The 17,556-nt window shown below is 52.4% G+C and carries 17 protein-coding genes; 5 read left to right on the top strand and 12 right to left on the bottom strand.

Going from position 1 to position 17,556, the window contains the following annotated elements:
- The first annotated feature begins 22 nt into the window (after positions 1-22).
- Together ACF2G4_RS13925 and ACF2G4_RS13920 are read left to right on the top strand one after the other, a co-directional pair.
- Positions 23-1,015, top strand: coding sequence for a sulfate ABC transporter substrate-binding protein (locus ACF2G4_RS13925; RefSeq protein ID WP_409074996.1), 993 nt, complete (start codon positions 23-25; stop codon positions 1,013-1,015).
- Between the two features lie 126 nt (positions 1,016-1,141).
- Entirely contained in the window at positions 1,142-1,915 is a 774-nt protein-coding gene (locus tag ACF2G4_RS13920) for a CDP-diacylglycerol diphosphatase (RefSeq protein WP_409075975.1), read from the top strand.
- Positions 1,916-1,944: 29 nt separating this feature from the next.
- On the opposite strand, the gene tpiA is transcribed toward ACF2G4_RS13920, so the two are convergent.
- Positions 1,945-2,712, bottom strand: coding sequence for a triose-phosphate isomerase (gene tpiA / locus ACF2G4_RS13915; protein WP_215848175.1), 768 nt, complete (start codon positions 2,710-2,712; stop codon positions 1,945-1,947).
- Between the two features lie 119 nt (positions 2,713-2,831).
- Positions 2,832-3,422, bottom strand: coding sequence for a YiiQ family protein (locus ACF2G4_RS13910; protein WP_215848176.1), 591 nt, complete (start codon positions 3,420-3,422; stop codon positions 2,832-2,834).
- A gap of 101 nt (positions 3,423-3,523) precedes the next feature.
- Here ACF2G4_RS13910 and ACF2G4_RS13905 point away from each other — a divergent pair, with 101 nt between their 5' ends.
- Complete coding sequence (locus tag ACF2G4_RS13905) at positions 3,524-3,958, top strand: DUF805 domain-containing protein (RefSeq protein WP_215848177.1); 435 nt, start codon at positions 3,524-3,526, stop codon at positions 3,956-3,958.
- On the opposite strand, the gene fpr is transcribed toward ACF2G4_RS13905, so the two are convergent.
- Entirely contained in the window at positions 3,949-4,695 is a 747-nt protein-coding gene (fpr, locus tag ACF2G4_RS13900) for a ferredoxin--NADP(+) reductase (protein WP_409074995.1), read from the bottom strand. The two genes, ACF2G4_RS13905 and fpr, sit on opposite strands and share 10 nt — an antisense overlap.
- 269 nt (positions 4,696-4,964) lie before the next feature.
- Here fpr and emrD point away from each other — a divergent pair, with 269 nt between their 5' ends.
- Complete coding sequence (emrD, locus tag ACF2G4_RS13895; protein ID WP_279234075.1) at positions 4,965-6,158, top strand: multidrug efflux MFS transporter EmrD; 1,194 nt, start codon at positions 4,965-4,967, stop codon at positions 6,156-6,158.
- On the opposite strand, the gene glpX is transcribed toward emrD, so the two are convergent.
- From glpX to ACF2G4_RS13880, 3 genes are all read right to left on the bottom strand, one after another.
- A complete protein-coding gene (gene glpX, locus ACF2G4_RS13890) occupies positions 6,148-7,158 on the bottom strand; it encodes a class II fructose-bisphosphatase (RefSeq protein ID WP_215848178.1) in 1,011 nt (336 codons plus the stop codon). The genes emrD and glpX overlap by 11 nt on opposite strands.
- 92 nt (positions 7,159-7,250) lie before the next feature.
- Positions 7,251-8,765: a glycerol kinase GlpK gene (gene glpK, locus ACF2G4_RS13885; RefSeq protein WP_243080001.1), complete on the bottom strand. Its 1,515-nt coding sequence runs from the start codon at positions 8,763-8,765 to the stop codon at positions 7,251-7,253.
- 29 nt (positions 8,766-8,794) lie between these two features.
- Positions 8,795-9,649: an MIP/aquaporin family protein gene (locus ACF2G4_RS13880; RefSeq protein ID WP_243080002.1), complete on the bottom strand. Its 855-nt coding sequence runs from the start codon at positions 9,647-9,649 to the stop codon at positions 8,795-8,797.
- A 407-nt stretch (positions 9,650-10,056) separates the two neighbouring features.
- Here ACF2G4_RS13880 and zapB point away from each other — a divergent pair, with 407 nt between their 5' ends.
- Positions 10,057-10,296 carry a cell division protein ZapB gene (gene zapB / locus ACF2G4_RS13875; RefSeq protein ID WP_193406104.1) on the top strand — a complete coding sequence of 80 codons (240 nt, stop codon included), beginning with the start codon at positions 10,057-10,059 and terminating at the stop codon, positions 10,294-10,296.
- Between the two features lie 54 nt (positions 10,297-10,350).
- On the opposite strand, the gene rraA is transcribed toward zapB, so the two are convergent.
- The 6 genes from rraA to priA all read right to left on the bottom strand — a co-directional run bounded on the left by rraA (position 10,351) and on the right by priA (position 17,458).
- Positions 10,351-10,836: a ribonuclease E activity regulator RraA gene (gene rraA, locus ACF2G4_RS13870; RefSeq protein WP_215848179.1), complete on the bottom strand. Its 486-nt coding sequence runs from the start codon at positions 10,834-10,836 to the stop codon at positions 10,351-10,353.
- Positions 10,837-10,993: 157 nt separating this feature from the next.
- Positions 10,994-12,331: an HslU--HslV peptidase ATPase subunit gene (gene hslU / locus ACF2G4_RS13865; RefSeq protein ID WP_215848180.1), complete on the bottom strand. Its 1,338-nt coding sequence runs from the start codon at positions 12,329-12,331 to the stop codon at positions 10,994-10,996.
- An 11-nt stretch (positions 12,332-12,342) separates the two neighbouring features.
- Positions 12,343-12,873 carry an ATP-dependent protease subunit HslV gene (gene hslV / locus ACF2G4_RS13860; protein ID WP_215848181.1) on the bottom strand — a complete coding sequence of 177 codons (531 nt, stop codon included), beginning with the start codon at positions 12,871-12,873 and terminating at the stop codon, positions 12,343-12,345.
- Positions 12,874-12,962: 89 nt separating this feature from the next.
- The gene (ftsN, locus tag ACF2G4_RS13855) at positions 12,963-13,904 is read right to left on the bottom strand and encodes a cell division protein FtsN (protein ID WP_243080003.1); all 942 of its coding nucleotides are present in this window, start codon (positions 13,902-13,904) and stop codon (positions 12,963-12,965) included.
- 155 nt (positions 13,905-14,059) lie between these two features.
- Complete coding sequence (gene cytR / locus ACF2G4_RS13850; protein WP_409074994.1) at positions 14,060-15,097, bottom strand: DNA-binding transcriptional regulator CytR; 1,038 nt, start codon at positions 15,095-15,097, stop codon at positions 14,060-14,062.
- A 165-nt stretch (positions 15,098-15,262) separates the two neighbouring features.
- The gene (priA, locus tag ACF2G4_RS13845; protein WP_409074993.1) at positions 15,263-17,458 is read right to left on the bottom strand and encodes a primosomal protein N'; all 2,196 of its coding nucleotides are present in this window, start codon (positions 17,456-17,458) and stop codon (positions 15,263-15,265) included.
- Positions 17,459-17,556 lie beyond the last annotated feature (98 nt).

Below are 17,556 nucleotides of genomic sequence, written 5' to 3'. Positions count from 1 at the left end.
AACGATATTGGGAGAGTGCGCAATGAACAAGTGGAGTATTGGTTTTACCCTTTTGCTGGCTTCTACCAGCGTATTGGCGAAGGATATTCAGTTATTAAACGTTTCCTACGATCCAACGCGTGAATTGTACGAACAGTACAACAAAGCATTCAGTGCGCACTACAAACAGGAAACGGGTGACAACGTGGTTGTCCGTCAATCGCATGGCGGTTCAGGCAAGCAAGCCACGTCAGTGATCAATGGCATTCGTGCTGATGTCGTCACGCTGGCGCTGCAATCTGATGTGGATGCAATTGCAGAACGTGGCCGCATCGATAAAAACTGGATCAAGCGTCTACCCGATAATTCTGCGCCTTACACGTCCACCATTGTATTTCTGGTGCGTAAAAACAATCCAAAAGGTATTCATGACTGGAACGACCTGATCAAACCGGGCGTTTCTGTTATCACGCCAAACCCGAAAACATCAGGCGGTGCACGCTGGAACTATCTGGCTGCATGGGGTTGGGCATTAGATCACAATAATGGCGATCAGGCTAAAGCGTTAGCGTACGTAAGAGCCTTGTTTAAGAACGTTGAAGTGCAGGATTCAGGTGCGCGTGGCGCCACTAACACCTTCGTAGAACGTGGCATTGGCGATGTGCTGATTGCCTGGGAAAACGAAGCTTATCTGGCGGTAAACAAACTGGGCAAAGATAAGTTTGAGATCGTCACGCCAAGCGAGTCAATTCTGGCAGAACCTACTGTATCGGTCGTCGACAAAGTGGTTGATGAGAAAGATACGCGCAAAGTCGCTGATGAATATTTGAAGTATCTCTATTCCCCAGAAGGCCAGACCATCGCGGCGCAGAATTATTACCGCCCACGCGATGCTGAAGTTGCGAAGAAATTTGCCAGCAGCTTTGCTCCAGTAAAACTTTTCACTATCGACGACAAGTTTGGTGGCTGGACAAAAGCACAGAAAACGCATTTCACTGACGGCGGTACTTACGATCAGGTGATGAAGCCTGAATAACGTCTGTTAGTTCAGTTAAACCCCGAAAGCGGAAGTTCTGCGAGTAGGGGTTTTGTGTTTTAAGCGTGACATTAACACGCCAGCAGGTGAGGATGCGGACTGGTGGAGAAAAGAGGAAACCTTGCTATGCAGGGAAGCCGTCATGCCTTTAGTCTGATTACATGTTTGCTCGCGCTAGTGATTACGGCAATGCTCATTGCGGCTTTTCACTTCAAGAAAAATTCCGATGCCTTGTGGCAAATCGTCAGCGAAAAGTGTGTACCACATTTGCAGCAAACAGGGCAGCCCAAACCTTGTGAACGCGTTGATCTCGCTCAAGGTTATGCAATGCTGAAAGATCGCAATGGCCCGCTGCAATACTTGCTTATCCCCTTAGCGAAAATCACCGGTATTGAAAGTCCACAACTGCTTAATCCCACCACGCCAAACTATTTTTCTTTCGCCTGGGCTCAACGCCATTTATTAGCACAACGTTATGCCGCACCGATTACTGACAATACCTTATCGTTGGCAATTAACGCTGAATATGGACGCACACAAAACCAGCTGCATATTCATATCTCCTGTTTACGGCCGGATGTGCGACAGCGTCTCGACGCGCTGGCTCCCAGGCTAAACAGCGAATGGCAAACAGAGACGCTACATAGCCATCGCTATTTACTGCGCACGCTGACAACCGCAGAACTGGCGCAGCAGAGCGTTTTTATGCAGTTGGCAGCGGAGGTTCCGAATGCGCGGCATGAAATGGGGAAATATGGCCTGGCGCTGGCGAGCTTAGCAGATGGACGATTGGTGCTGATGGCGCTTGAGCGCAACTGGCTATTATTGAACAGTGGTTCGGCGGAAGAGTTGCAGGATCACAGTTGTAAATTATTGCGGCCAATAAAAAAGGCGACGTAGCCGCCGCCTCTCATCGGGTATTACGGGTATTACGCGTTTTTCGCTGCTGCAGCGGCTTTGACGATCACGGTGAAAGCATCGGCTTTCAGTGAAGCGCCGCCAACCAGCGCGCCATCGATGTCTGGCTGAGTAAAGAGTTCGGCCGCATTTTTGTCGTTAACAGAACCGCCGTACTGAATGATCACTTGTTCAGCAATCGCGGCATCTTTCTTCGCGATATGGTCGCGAATGAATTTATGAACGGCCTGTGCCTGTGCTGGTGTGGCAGATTTGCCAGTACCGATAGCCCAAACAGGTTCATAAGCGATAACGGCATCTTTAAAGGCTTCTGCGCCCTGAGTTTCCAGCACGGCGTCGATCTGACGTGCGCAAACTTCTTCGGTTTTACCGGCTTCGTTTTCTGCTTCGGTTTCGCCAATGCACAGAACAGGGATCAAGCCCGCAGCTTTCAGCACTGCATATTTCTTCGCGATGAACTCGTCGCTCTCTTTGTGGTATGTACGACGCTCAGAGTGACCGATGATGATGTATTTCGCGCCGATGTCTTTCAGCATGTCCGCTGAAACTTCACCGGTGAATGCGCCAGACAGATTCACGTCCACGTTCTGAGCACCCAGAGCAATGTGGCTACCGGAGATGGCATGTTTTGCCTGATCGAGGTAAATCGTCGGTGGCGCAATGGCTACACCACAACCTTCAACGCCAGACAGTTCTTTGCGCAGACCTTCGATCAATTCGGCGGTCATCTGCTTGCTACCATTCAACTTCCAGTTACCCATAACCAGTGGATGTCGCATTCTATCCTCCGCATAACGCGTTCATGAAATAGCACTGCCAGCAGGCAGCGTTGTCTGCCAGACAGTATAGAGATCAAATGTGTTGATAGCTTTGCTTTTCGTCATTTTTGCCTGCCCGATCAAGGGTTGGCGAGCGTTAGTTTCACCGGTTCGATGGCGAAGGTAAGCCCTTTATCGCCGCTGTCAGAGACGACAAAGCGCAGCGCGCCCTCGTTGTGGGCAAAGTAGTGTGAACCTTTGCCGTCGCTCAATAATTCTGTCAGTTTTTTACGTCCTTCTTCAGGCGTTAAACCGGGAACAAAAAAGCGCAACATCGCCGTCATATAATCCATGGCTTTGGTTTGTGATGCATTCTGATCCGGCCCGGGCAGCGGCAACCAGGTAATTTGCAGGGTTTTGATCTTCCCGGTTCCCGGTTCCAGCGCAGTAGAAGCGTAAAGTGTTTCGCTGATCTTACTGGCGGCACGCGTCAGATTGCTTTTATCGTCCCGGTTATCAATGGCACGATACTCCAGCAGCGGGAGTTCAGGATTAGTAGTGTTATATTTTTCGCGAAACTGGCCGATAGTCATATCAAAGGTAGGCGCGCCAGATAACAGATAAGGCGCGGCGGGCATATGTTCAGCCCGATCCAACGGTTGTGGATCGGCGGCAAATGCCGGAACCGTCAGCGCAAGACTCAACAACAGTGCGCCAGGCAAATTCTTCATTTTGTCGACCCTAACCAGTAAACTCAGCCCCAAATTAGACCGGTTTTTATCCGCAAGGTCAAAAAGCACGGCAGATTAAATTTATTTCTGGGTGATAAAGCATGACATTACAACAATGGTGTTTCTCGTATCGTGGACGATTAGGACGGCGTGACTTTTGGATCTGGCAGGCTGTTTGGCTGTTAACCACCACATTGTTATTTGTTCTCGCCGGGAATGATTTACTTGATACGCAGATGGCCGCGTTTGGCGTGGTTTGTCTGCTTTGGCCCGCCAGTGCGGTGCTGGTAAAACGCCTTCACGATCGCAATCGTCCTGGCTATTGGGCATTTCTGGTGATCGTCGCGTGGATGCTGGTGGCGGGGAACTGGAGCATGCTTGATGGCGTACTGCCGTGGCTGGTGGGGCGCGCCATTCCTTTCATCATTTTTGTTGGGCTGTTGCTCGATCTGGGCCTGTTTCGCGGCACCGCCGGTAAAAATCGCTTCGGTGCCGCTGCGCTGCCGGTACGTTATAAGCCTGCCACTTACCAGTAATGTTCGCTGGTCATATGCCCCGGCTTGCGTTTGAGATGCTTACGCATGCCGCGCGTATCTTTCAGCAGTTGCTGCGTATCACGTACCATTTGTGGATTGCCGCATAGCATAACGTGGCTGGTTTCGGCATCCAGCGTTAATCCTACCGCGCGTTCCAGCTCGCCGCTTTCGATAAGCGCGGGTACGCGGCCGTTGAGTGAGCCGGCAATCTCTTCGCGGCTTACCACGGTTTGGATATGCAGTTTGCCGTTGTAGGTTTGCTGCAATTGCTGCATCAGGGGGAGAAAACTCAGGTCGGCGGCATAGCGGGCCGCATGCACCAGCACAATATTATCAAAGCGATCGAGCCCTTCGCCCTCCTGCAAAATCGACAGATAAGGTCCAATCGCGGTGCCCGTCGCCAGCATCCATAACGTTTTACATTCCGGCACTTCATCCAACACAAAGAAGCCAGCGGCTTCTTTTGTGATCATAAGCTGATCGCCGGGACGCAGTGCGAACAGGTGCGGACTCAACTTACCTTCCGGCACTGTAACCAGATAGAACTCCAGCAAAGGATCGCTTGGCGCATTGACATAGGAATAAGCGCGCTGCACGCGTTCTCCATCAATTTCCAGCGCCAGCTTGGCAAACTGACCTGCGGTAAAGCGATCAATCGGTGCCTGTACCCGAAGGCTGAACAGCGCATCGGTCCAGTTTTTTACTTCTTTTACTTGCGCATTGACCCACTCGGCCATATTCACTCCTTGGTTGTTTTTCAGGCTGACGAATATCTTCGCTACCTGACGCTGATATTTCTACCCTGTTCCCGGTCAAAGGCTCTAATCGACAAACTGTTGCGCCACCTTTACAAGCTGGTGCATAAACTTGACGCACGCAAGTTTATCGCTTTTGCCTCGCCTCTCGCTTTGTCACACAATCCTGATATTTTGCCCGGCATTAACCTGTATCAGCCTTTTTTACGGCTGCTTTATCCTTAATCTCTAGATAAACCTTTCACACAATAATGATGAATAAATTAGAAAATCGCCGATTACTGGTGATGTTGATTGTATTGGTCGCGGTAGGGCAGATGGCACAAACCATTTATGTTCCGGCGATGGCCAGCATGGCGGAAGCGTTAAACGTGCGCGATGGCACGATGCAACGCGTCATGGCAGCTTATTTAATTACCTACGGCGGATCGCAGCTGATCTACGGCCCGCTGTCTGACAGTGTTGGTCGCCGCCCGGTGATCCTTGTCGGTATGATGATCTTTATGATCGGCGCATTAACCGCCATGTTTGCCCCTTCGCTCAGCGTTCTGGTGCTGGGCAGCGCGATTCAGGGCATGGGAACCGGCGTGGCGGGCGTGATGGCGCGTACCATGCCGCGCGATCTCTATTCAGGTCAGGCGCTGCGCCAGGCAAATAGCCTGCTGAATATGGGCATTTTGGTCAGCCCGCTGTTGGCACCCGTGATCGGCGCCATGTTAACGCAGCTGTTTGGCTGGCATGCCTGTTTCGCCTTTTTACTGTTACTGTGCCTGGCAGTCACCAGCGCGATGGCGCGTTGGTTGCCAGAAACCCGGCCCTACAGCGCCGAAGTGACACCCTTTCTAAAGCGCTATAGCCGCTTGCTGAGCGACACCCACTTCGTGCGCTACATCATTCTGTTGATTGGCGCGCTGGCAGGCATTGCCGTGTTTGAAGCCAGCTGTGGCGTATTGCTGGGCGGTGTGTTGGGGCTGAGCAGCTTAACCGTCAGCATCCTGTTTATTCTGCCTATACCTGCGGCTTTCTTTGGTGCGTGGTTTGCCGGGCGTGAACAGCGTTCATGGCACAGCCTGATGTGGTGCGGTGTGAATAGCTGTTTACTGGCGGGCATTCTGATGTGGATTCCTGCTTGGTTTGGCGTGATGAACATCTGGACGCTGCTGGTGCCTGCTGCGCTGTTCTTCTTCGGCGCGGGTATGCTGTTCCCGTTGGCGACATCAGGCGCGATGGAACCTTATGCATGGCTGGCGGGCAGCGCAGGCGCATTGATTGGTGGTTTACAGAATTTAGGGGCTGGGCTGGTGGCGTGGCTGTCAGCGTTGATGCCGCAGCGCGATCAGTTCAGCATTGGCATGTTGATGTTTTTCACTGCGCTGGTGATGCTGCTGTGTTGGTTGCCACTCTCGCGTCAGCCGGAGAGCAGCAACCAGCCGGTTACAGGATAAATTGATGCAGCGCCGGATCTTTGCGATCGAGATAGTGAATAGACTGGATGCGGCGAATGGTGCGCGATTTACCGCGAATCAATAAGGTTTCACTGGTGGCGATATTGCCCTGGCGCGTAATGCCCTTGAGCAAATCGCCGCTGGTGATGCCGGTGGCGGCAAAAATGACGTTGTCATTACGCGCCATCGCATCCAGCGTTAGCAGCTTGCCCGCTTCAATCTTCATTTCAGCGCAGCGTTTCAACTCTTGCTCGCCAATCAAACGGTTTTGTTCGTTATCACCTTTGACCTGATGACGGGCTAACAGCCGTCCTTGCATATCACCATCCAAGGCACGAATCACCGCTGCCGACACCACACCTTCAGGCGCGCCGCCGATGCCGTACATCACGTCCACTTCGCTGTCTGGCATGCAGGTTAAAATTGACGCAGCAACATCGCCATCCGGGAAAGTAAACACCCGCACACCAAGTTGTTGTAGCTGCTTAATCACGTCATCGTGGCGCGGCTTGGCCAGAATCGACACGGTTAATTGTTCGAGTGGTTTGTTCATCGCGGCGGCGATGTTGCGTAAATTGGTTTCCAAAGGCAGGTCGAGATTGATATGACCTCGCGCCGCTGGGCCGACAATCAACTTCTCCATGTACATGTCTGGCGCATGCAAAAAGCTGCCCTTGTCGCCCACGGCCAGCACGGCGAGCGCATTGGCTTGGCCCATTGCGGTCATGCGGGTGCCTTCAATCGGATCGACGGCAATATCCACCGCGTCGCCGCTACCGGTTCCCACTTTTTCTCCGATATAGAGCATCGGTGCTTCGTCGATTTCACCTTCGCCGATCACAATCTGGCCGTCGATATTGATGGTGTTTAACACGTGACGCATTGCGTGGACAGCTGCGCCGTCGGCAGCATTTTTATCGCCGCGGCCTAACCAGCTGTATCCCGCTAAGGCGGCAGCTTCGGTTACGCGGGAAAATTCAATGGCAAGTTCTCGTTTCATGGCATGCACCTGACAAAAAACAGGCGAGCAGTGTAGCACAGCGGGGAGAGGGCGGGAAAAAGGCCCGCGACAAGCGTCGCGGGCTGACAGCATTACTCTTGTTCTTCCCACGCTTGCGCGCGAGCAACGGCTTTTTTCCAACCGGCATAACGGAAGTTACGCTCGGTGGTTTCAAGGCTTGGACGGAATTCGCGCTCAATCACTGATTTGGCGCGCACTTCCTCCAGGTCTTTCCAGAAGCCGACGGCCAGACCTGCCAGATAAGCAGAACCCAGCGCAGTCACTTCACGCACTTCTGGACGCTCAACACGCGTGCCGAGAATGTCGGACTGGAACTGCATCAGGAAGTTATTCGAAACAGCGCCACCATCGACACGCAGCGCCTGCAGACGGGTGTTGGCATCGTTCTGCATCGCTTCCAGCACATCACGCGTTTGGTAAGCGATCGATTCCAGCGTCGCGCGAATGATGTGATTGGCATTAGCACCACGCGTCAGGCCAAACAATGCGCCGCGTGCATACGGGTCCCAATAAGGTGCACCCAAACCGGTGAAGGCTGGCACCATATAAACGCCATTGCTGTCTTTGACTTTCATTGCAAAGTATTCAGAGTCAGCAGCATCGCTGATCAGCTTCATCTCGTCACGCAGCCACTGAATCGCCGCACCACCAATGAATACTGCACCTTCCAGCGCATAGTTAACTTCGCCACGTGGACCGCAAGCGATGGTCGTCAACAAACCATGCGTTGAGGTCACTGCTTCGGTGCCAGTGTTCATCAGCATGAAGCAGCCGGTGCCGTAAGTATTTTTTGCCATGCCAGGTTGCACGCACAGCTGGCCGTAAAGCGCTGCTTGCTGGTCACCTGCAATACCGGCGATTGGAATACGCGTACCGCCTTTACCACCGATGTTGGTCTGGCCGTAAACTTCAGAAGAGGATTTAACCTCTGGCAGCATCTCACGCGGAATATCGAGAATATCCAGCATGCGCTGATCCCACTCCAGCTTATGGATGTTGAACATCATCGTACGTGAGGCGTTGGTGTAATCAGTGATATGCACCCGTCCTTGCGTCATTTTCCATACCAGCCAGGTATCAACCGTACCAAACAGCAGTTCACCGCGTTTCGCACGTTCACGTGAGCCTTCTACATGATCCAGAATCCACTTCACTTTGGTGCCGGAGAAGTAAGGGTTAATCACCAAACCAGTGGTGTGCTGGATATACTCTTCCAGTCCCTCTTTCTTCAGCTTGTGACAATAATCTGCAGTGCGGGGATCTTGCCAAACGATAGCGTTATAAATCGGCTTACCGGTTTCTTTATCCCAGACGATGGCGGTTTCACGCTGGTTAGTGATACCAATTGCCGCGATTTCGTCAGAGCGAATGTCTGCATGTGCCAGCACTTCCACCAGCGTTGAGCTTTGTGAGGCCCAGATATCCATTGGGTCATGCTCAACCCAGCCCGCTTTCGGGTAGATCTGAGTAAATTCGCGCTGAGATACCGCCACAATATTAGAGTCGTGATCCAGAACGACGGCACGAGAACTGGTTGTGCCCTGATCGAGCGCGACAATGTATTTTTTATCGGTGGTAGTAGTCATAAATTCTTTCCTGATGATAAAGGTGAAACTTACGCTTTACGCTGCTGAGCGCGTGCGACCGGTTTTTCTGTTGTTGTGCTGGCAGGTTCTTGTACTGCGCCAGGCAAATGGCGGCCAATCAGAGCGCGATAACCAAAAGCACCCAAACAAGCACCTACAATCGGGCCAAAAATCGGCACGAGGAAATAAGGAATATCACGACCGCCGGTAAAGGCCACGTTACCCCAGCCTGCTAACCAAGCGAAGAGCTTCGGTCCGAAATCACGTGCCGGGTTTAAGGCGAAACCGGTTAATGGACCCATCGCGCCACCAATAATAGCAACCAGAAGGCCAATCAGCAGAGGAGCCAATGGACCGCGTGGCAGGCCGTTACCGTCATCGGTGAGGCCCATGATTACTGCCATCAATACCGCCGTAATCACCATCTCAACCAAAAATGCCTGACCCACGCTGATATGCGGATTTGGGTAGGTTGAGAAAATGCCAGCTAAATCCAGGCTTTCAACTGTGCCACGCACCATCTGGTGGCTAGATTCATAATCTAAGAACAGGTTGTAGTACAAGCCGTACACCAGCGCTGCTGCGCAGAAAGCGCCAGCGATCTGCGCCACGATGTAGGGCACCACTTTACGCCCTTCAAAATTAGCAAACAGGCAAAGCGCGATAGTGATAGCAGGATTTAGATGCGCACCAGATACGCCAGCAGTGAGATACGCTGCCATGGAAACGCCTAAACCCCAGATGATACAAATTTCCCACTGACCGAACTCGGCACCGGCGAGTTTTAGCGCTGCCACACAGCCTGCACCAAAAAAAATGATTAACCCGGTTCCGATAAACTCGGCAATACACTGACCTTTGAGCGTGTTAGTTGTTTGACTCATAATGTTGTTCCTGAAGCGAGGTTAAATTTTATCAGTTTTTGTTCTCAATCCATGAGTCACCCAGCTCTATTGTAGGGCTGTTGTAAATTTATCGTTAACGAACATAAACGAGAAATAGCGAAATCGATTTTTGTGTGCTGTGTCATAAAAATGCGCGTTTTCGCGTGTTTTTGCTTTCCTTAATCATCATATGCGCGTTCTGGAATGGTGAGCGCGATCGCGCAAAGACGAAACGGCACGATTCTTAGGGTTAAGCTGAAAAGTGTTACAGACTGCGCCGTAAAAGGCAGCGCTGCTGGACTTGCGCGGTGAGGCTACATACAATCGAAACATCGTTGCTGGCTGAAGCATTCTGTGCTTAAGCTGGCATCATCAACGCCTTGCAAGATTTAGGAGAGGTCAGAAAGATGTCATTTGAAGTTTTTGAGAAACTGGAAGCGAAAGTACAGCAGGCGATTGATACCATCACTCTGCTGCAGATGGAAATCGAAGAGCTGAAAGAGCAGAACAACAACCTGCGTAACGATGCGCAGCAAGCTGCTGGCAATCAAGATGCGCTGGTGCGCGAAAATCAGCATCTGAAAGAGGAGCAGCATGTCTGGCAAGAACGCCTGCGCGCGCTGCTGGGAAAAATGGAAGAGGTTTAAACCTCCGCTGATACGTAAAACGGGTGCCGCTGGCACCCGTTTTCGTTTCTGGACTTATTCTATATCCAGCGGATCTTCAGAGAGAATGATACCGGTGTTATCAGCATAGAGATGGTCGCCAGAAAAGAAGGTCACGCCACCAAAATTGACGCGCACATCGCTTTCGCCAACGCCTTCTCCCGCCGCACCTGCTGGAATCGCAGCAATAGCCTGAATGCCAATCTCCAGTTCTTCCAGCTCATCAACCTGGCGAACCGAACCGTAAATCACGATGCCTTCCCACTCGTTTTGCGCCGCTAAACGCGCCAGTTGCGCATCGACTAAGGCGCGACGTACTGAGCCGCCGCCGTCTATCAACAGCACACGACCGCGACCATTTTCTTCCAACAGATCGTAAAGCAAGCCGTTGTCTTCAAAACATTTCACTGTGGTAATCTGACCACCGAATGAGGTGCGCCCACCAAAGTTTGAAAAAAGCGGTTCAACAACATTCACTTCTTCATGGTAGATGTCGCAGAGTTCAGATGTATCGTATTTCATAAGGGTTTCGTCTGTTTGCCACAGGAGCGGTAAGTATATCGCTTTCTACGGATTGTTGGCAAAATCATCACCGGATGAAAAGGGCGATGCATCAGCAGTATGCAGAAAAAAGCCCAACCGGATGGCTGGGCTTTGAATGAGTATTGGACTAAACGCTTTAGAGAATAAAGCGGCTTAAATCTTCGTCCGCGACCAGCTGATCCAAATGCTGACCAACGTATTCGGCATCGATTGTCACTGATTCACCGCTGCGATCGCTGGCGTCATAAGAGACATCTTCCATTAAGCGCTCCAGCACGGTATGTAAACGGCGCGCACCGATGTTCTCGGTGGTTTCGTTAACCTGCCACGCCGCTTCAGCGATGCGACGAATACCGTCGTCGGTGAAGTGAATTGTCACACCTTCTGTGTTCATCAGCGCCTTGTACTGCACGGTGATGGACGCATTGGGTTCAGTCAGAATGCGCTCGAAGTCATTCACCGTCAGCGCCTGCAATTCAACGCGAATTGGTAAACGACCCTGCAATTCTGGAATCAGATCGGACGGGCTGGCAACCTGGAATGCACCTGATGCGATAAACAGGATATGGTCAGTTTTTACCATGCCGTGTTTAGTCGAAACGGTACAACCTTCTACCAGCGGCAGCAGGTCGCGCTGTACGCCTTCACGTGATACGTCTGGGCCGCCGGCATTCTGACCGCCACGCTTACAGATTTTATCGATCTCATCGATAAACACGATGCCGTGTTGCTCAACAGCTTCAATGGCATCCTGCTTTAATTCTTCTGGATTCACCAGCTTAGCGGCTTCTTCTTCCACCAGCAGCTTCATCGCTTCTTTGATCTTCAGCTTGCGTGGCTTCTGCTTCTGACCACCAATGTTCTGGAACATTGACTGCAGCTGGCTGGTCATCTCTTCCATGCCCGGCGGTGCCATGATCTCTACACCGGCTGAGCTGGCCGCGAGATCAATTTCAATCTCTTTATCATCCAACTGGCCTTCACGCAGTTTTTTGCGGAATGACTGACGCGCCGCAGACGGTTCGCTGCTTTGCTCAGACTGGCCCCAGTTATTTTTCGCCGGTGGAATCAGTACGTCGAGAATACGATCTTCCGCCATCTCTTCCGCGCGATATTTGTTCTTTTCAATCGCCTGGCTGCGCACCATTTTGATGGCTGAGTCGGTCAGGTCGCGGATAATTGAATCCACTTCTTTGCCGACATAGCCCACTTCGGTGAACTTAGTGGCTTCTACTTTAATGAACGGTGCATTGGCGAGTTTTGCCAGACGACGTGCGATCTCGGTTTTACCGACACCCGTTGGACCGATCATCAGAATATTTTTCGGTGTGACTTCATGACGCAGCTCTTCGTCGAGCTGCATACGGCGCCAGCGGTTACGCAGTGCAATAGCCACGGCACGCTTAGCGCTGTCCTGGCCGATGATAAAGCGATTAAGTTCGCTGACAATCTCGCGTGGGGTCATCTCAGACATGGTTAAAATCCTTACGCCTTGGACGGTAATTCTTCGAAATTAACGTTATGGTTAGTGTAAATGCAGATATCACCCGCGATATTCAGCGATTTCTCTACGATGTCTCGCGCGCTCAGCTCCGTGTTTTCCAACATCGCACGGGCCGCAGCTTGAGCGAAAGGACCGCCAGAACCGATTGCGATCAAGTCATTTTCTGGCTGAATCACATCACCGTTACCGCTGATAATCAGCGACGCAGACTCATCCGCGACGGCCAGCAGCGCTTCAAGGCGGCGCAGCATGCGATCGGTGCGCCAGTCTTTCGCCAGCTCAACGGCAGCTTTGACCAAATGGCCTTGGTGCATTTCCAGTTTACGTTCGAAGAGTTCAAACAGGGTGAAGGCATCTGCTGTACCGCCAGCGAAACCGGCGATCACTTTATCGTTGTAAAGACGACGCACTTTTTTAACGTTGCCTTTCATTACGGTATTGCCGAGAGTAGCCTGGCCATCACCGCCAATCACTACCTGGCCGTTGCGTCGTACACTTACTATTGTTGTCACGGGCAGACCCCTTATTGCAGTCGGAAAAAAGCTCCGCGCACAAGGCGCGGAGTATCATGCAAACAGATATGGGGCGGGTTTAGCGGGTTTCAACCCCCGACAGCGAGCGGAATACAGCTTGAGTGTCCAGAACTGCGCAGACGTTTGAGTGTGCTATCCGCGGTTGCCCGATCCTTATAAGGTCCGATAACCACGCGATTCCAACCGCCACCTGTCGTGATACGACTTTCAAAACCTTCAAAGGCTAAGCCAGCACGTACAGATTCAGCCTGATCGGTTCCTTTGAACGAACCACACTGCACCATCCAGCGCTGTGAAGCCGCTTTTTCTGTTGGCTTAGGCTTCGCGGCCTCTTGCGGTTTCGGCTGCGCGGCGGGCTCACGCGTAACAGGAGCTTGTTGTGCCTGACGCTGCACGCTCTCCTGCTGCTGGCGCTGTTGAGCTTGCTGCTGAAGTTGTTGCTGTTGACGCTGCTGTTGCTGCTGAAGTTGTTGCTGTTGGCGCTGCTGTTGCTGCTGAACTTGTTGTTGTTGACGCTGGATTTGCTGTAGCTGCTGCTGATGTTGCAGCGTAACCTGACGCTGTGCTGGCGTTTGCTCATTCCACGGCACTTCGTTCAGCTGGGTAGGTTGCTGGCGCATGTCAGCCTGCATCTGTTCCAGTAGCTGGCGCTGCTCATCCGTCAGTTGCGTTTGCGACTTCACTTCGCCGCCTGAAGAAGGCTCAATTGGCGTAGGCATCGTTACCTGACGATTTTCCAGCTCTTTGATGTACTTCCAGCGCTCTTCAGGCTTTGGCGGTAAGCCATTGCCGTTGGCTTTATGATCCGTAATTACCGGCGCGTCTTCTTTCTTGTGATGCGCGAGGAACCATAAACCACCGGCAAAGGTCACCAACACCGCAACCGCCAGTACAATCATCAATTTCGATGCGCCCGATCCGCCTTTGCTGCTTTTCTTGCCACGACTGGGGCTTTTTTTGCGACGCGTCCCTGTTGAACGCCCGCGGCCTACATAATCTTTTTGTGCCACTCTCGTTCTGATACCCTTCAAAAAAATAATGCCAAATGGGCAATTTTGCTGCTTTTACTCTGCCCGGCAAGGAGCCCGCCATGTTACTTAAGGGTAGGTACTTTGACCAGCGATGTTCGCCTTAAGAATCTACTGAAAATGAACGGAGATTGCGCTTATTTTTCACGCTTTTTGCTGGGTGCCGTGCTGCCTCGTATGGCTAATTCGGCATCGAGCAAGCGCGAGCCGTTGTTCACCCGCTTACCTTGCAACTCCGCAAGCAGCAACAGCATCGCTTCCCGACCTATTTGGTAACGCGGCTGCGTCACCGTCGTTAGCGGCGGTTCGCAGTAGCGTGACAATTCAATATCATCAAATCCCACGACCGAAAGATCTTCAGGAACGCGTAATCCCATGCGCTTTGCCTGATTAATGGCACCGAGCGCCATAATATCGCTGTGACAGAACAGCGCACGAGGTGGCTGCGGCAGCGCCAACAATTGATTCATCGCGGCGACGCCCGCTTCAAAAGTGAAGTCACCACGCACAATATAGGTGGGATCAACCGTGAGCCCGCTGCGACGCATCGCCTGAACATAGCCTTGCAGACGATACTGGCACAGCGGCATGGTTTCAGGTCCGGCGATGCAGGCAATCTGCTTATGGCCGAGCTGCAACAGATGATTTACGGCCTCGAAAGCGGCGGTCAGGTTATCAATATGAACGGTGGGCAGCGACATCTCAGGCGCAAACTCATTGGCCATCACCATCGGCGGTAAGTTGCGTTGTTCTTCGAGGCTGGCATCAAACGGCAACTGTGAACCGAGCAGCACCATCCCGTCGATTTGGCGTGTCACCATCAAATTCATAAAGGTTTTTTCTTGCTGATTTTGATGCGCGCAGTCGCCAATCAGTACCAGATATCCTTCTTGCGCAGCGGTCACTTCTACGCCCCGAATGATCTCACTGAAAAAGGGATCACAGATATCGGGCACAATCACCAAAATGGTTTGTGTTTCACCACGGCGGGCGTTGCGCGTTAAGCCATGTGGCGCATAGCCAACAGCAATGACAGCTTGCTCAACTTTCTGTCGGGTCGCTGCGGAGACTTTTTCCGGGTTCATTAGCGCGCGCGAAACGGTAGCGGTCGAGACACCCGCTTTTTCAGCCACATCTTTCATAGTGGCGGCGGGCTGTTGTTGATTCTGCTCCAACACATGCTCCTGACGCGTTATGCGCGTTCGAATGTTTATTTGGTCTGGCCTGAAAAGCAAGCCGGGCAATATTGTTAACGATTGCCCGGCCAGGTTGTTACTTAATTTGCATAAAAATTGTGACTTATGCGACTTTTTTCGATCTGGCTCGCAGACCTGCGCGGCTTAGCTTTCCGTTGGGTCGATATCCAGCGTCCATTTTACTTTGCGCCCAGCGGGTAAAGTGGAAATCAGCGGCATTGAACTGCTTAGCAACTGCTGTAAACGCTTGCGCGAAGGATGCTGCACTAACAGCTGCCAGCGCCAGCGTCCGCTGCGTTTAGGTTGCAGCGCTGGCAGCGGCCCCATCAACCACGTCGATTTATCATTTAACGGGCTGGCTTCCAGCAAATTTCGCAACTGCTGGAGAAATTCAGCAGCCTGTTGATTGTCATGATCTTCCGCGCGGAACAGCGCATGGCTGGTCCACGGGGGCAGAAATACTGACTGGCGCTCAAGAAGCGTCTGCTGGGCAAAAGCAAAATAGCCTTGATGCAGCAAAATTTGCAGCAGCGGATGCTCTGGATGGTGAGTTTGCAGCAGCACTTCGCCCTGTTTGCCTGCGCGACCGGCACGCCCGGCGACTTGGGTATAAAGCTGAGCAAAGCGTTCGGCGGCACGAAAATCGGCTGAGAACAGCGCACCATCGACATCCAACAGCGAGACCAGTGTGACGTCTGGGAAGTGATGCCCTTTAGCCAGCATTTGTGTGCCGACCAGAATGCGTGCGCCACCTCGATGCACATCGGCAAGATGTTGCTCTAACGCCCCTTTGCGGCTGGTGGTATCACGATCAATACGCGAAATCGCAACGCCCGGGAACAGCGTGCCAAGCTGCTGTTCAAGCTGTTCAGTACCGACACCAACCGGCATCAAATGGGTCGATCCACATTGTGGACATTGATTGGGCAGCGGGCGCTGGCTGTCGCAGTGGTGACAACGCAATTGGCGTTGATGCTGATGCAACGTGTAATAACGGTCGCAGCGCTGGCATTCCGCAATCCAGCCGCAGTCGTGACACAAAAGGGCGGGAGAAAAGCCGCGTCGATTTAAAAAAAGTAAAACCTGATTATCGGCCTGAAGATGCTGGCGCATTTTACCAATCAGCGCAGGCGACAGCCCGCCAATCAGTTGCACGCCTTTTAAATCGATCAACTGCTGCAGTGCAGGTTTGGCATTACCGGCGCGCTTGGTTAAATCAAGCTGACGATATTTACCGTTACGCACGTTGTGCAGCGTTTCCAGCGCGGGCGTCGCGGAACCCATGACAATCGGAATATCTTCTTCATGGGCGCGAAATACCGCTAAATCACGCGCCTGATAACGCCAGCCTTCTTGCTGTTTATAGGAACTGTCGTGCTCTTCATCAATAATGATCACACCCGGCCTGGCCAATGGCGTAAACAGCGCCGAGCGCGTGCCAATCACAATCGCCGTCTCGCCACTGCGTGCGCGCAACCACACTGCCAGACGCTCGCTGTCATTCAGGGCGGAATGCAGGACGTCAATTGGCGCGTCAAAACGCTCACGAAAGCGGGCAATGGTTTGGGGTGTTAAACCGATTTCCGGCACTAGCACCAGCGCCTGCTTGCCGCGTGCCAGTACGTTTTCCAATATGCTGAGATAAACTTCCGTTTTACCGGAGCCGGTAATACCCGCCAATAACCAGGCAGCGTAGTGTTCATCTTCGCCACGTATAGCGCCAACGGCGGTGGCCTGATCGGTATTAAGCCGCAGACGTTCACCTTTGACGGCAAAGCTTTCACGCCAGTCTTGCATTTGCGGCTGGTGCTCATGCAAATCACACAATCCTTTAGCGCGTAAGGCCTGCAACACGGCATCAGTCAGATCGTGTTCACTGACCTGATGACGATAAAGCGGTTTTTGGCGTAAAGACGCCAGCGCCTGCTGCTGTTTTGGCGCACGCTTCAGGCTTTCGGGCGATGTTGCACGACCTTGTTCAGTAAGTTGCCATTGCCACAGCGGCGTCTCCTGTGCAGGTTTGCCCTGACGCAGCAAAACCGGCAGCGCATGGCTTAATACTTCACCGAGCGGAGAATGATAATATCCTGCCGCCCAGTTTAGGATGCGCCATAAGGAAGGCGGGAACAGCGATTCGCTATCCAACACCTCCGCCACTTTTTTCAATTGTGCTTCAGGCAGATCGCTGGTTTCACGCAGCGCGACTACGATGCCAATCATTTTCCGATTGCCAAACGGCACGCTCACCCGCCCACCGATGACGGGCTGCGTACCTTGCGGCGGCAGATAATCAAACAGGCGGGGTAAAGGAACGGGCAGGGCAACCTGAACAACGGGCATAGCAATCTCTTTCCGGTTCAATCATTGAGGGAACGTAGTGTACCAGCTGGGAGATTAGGCGGGTATATCAGGTGATATTTGCAGCAAGTCATAATGTT

The organism is Pantoea phytostimulans (assembly GCF_046118715.1).
GTDB lineage: Bacteria > Pseudomonadota > Gammaproteobacteria > Enterobacterales > Enterobacteriaceae > Pantoea > Pantoea phytostimulans.
Note: the sequence above shows the minus strand (reverse complement) of the source record. Positions and strands in the feature narration are given on the sequence as shown.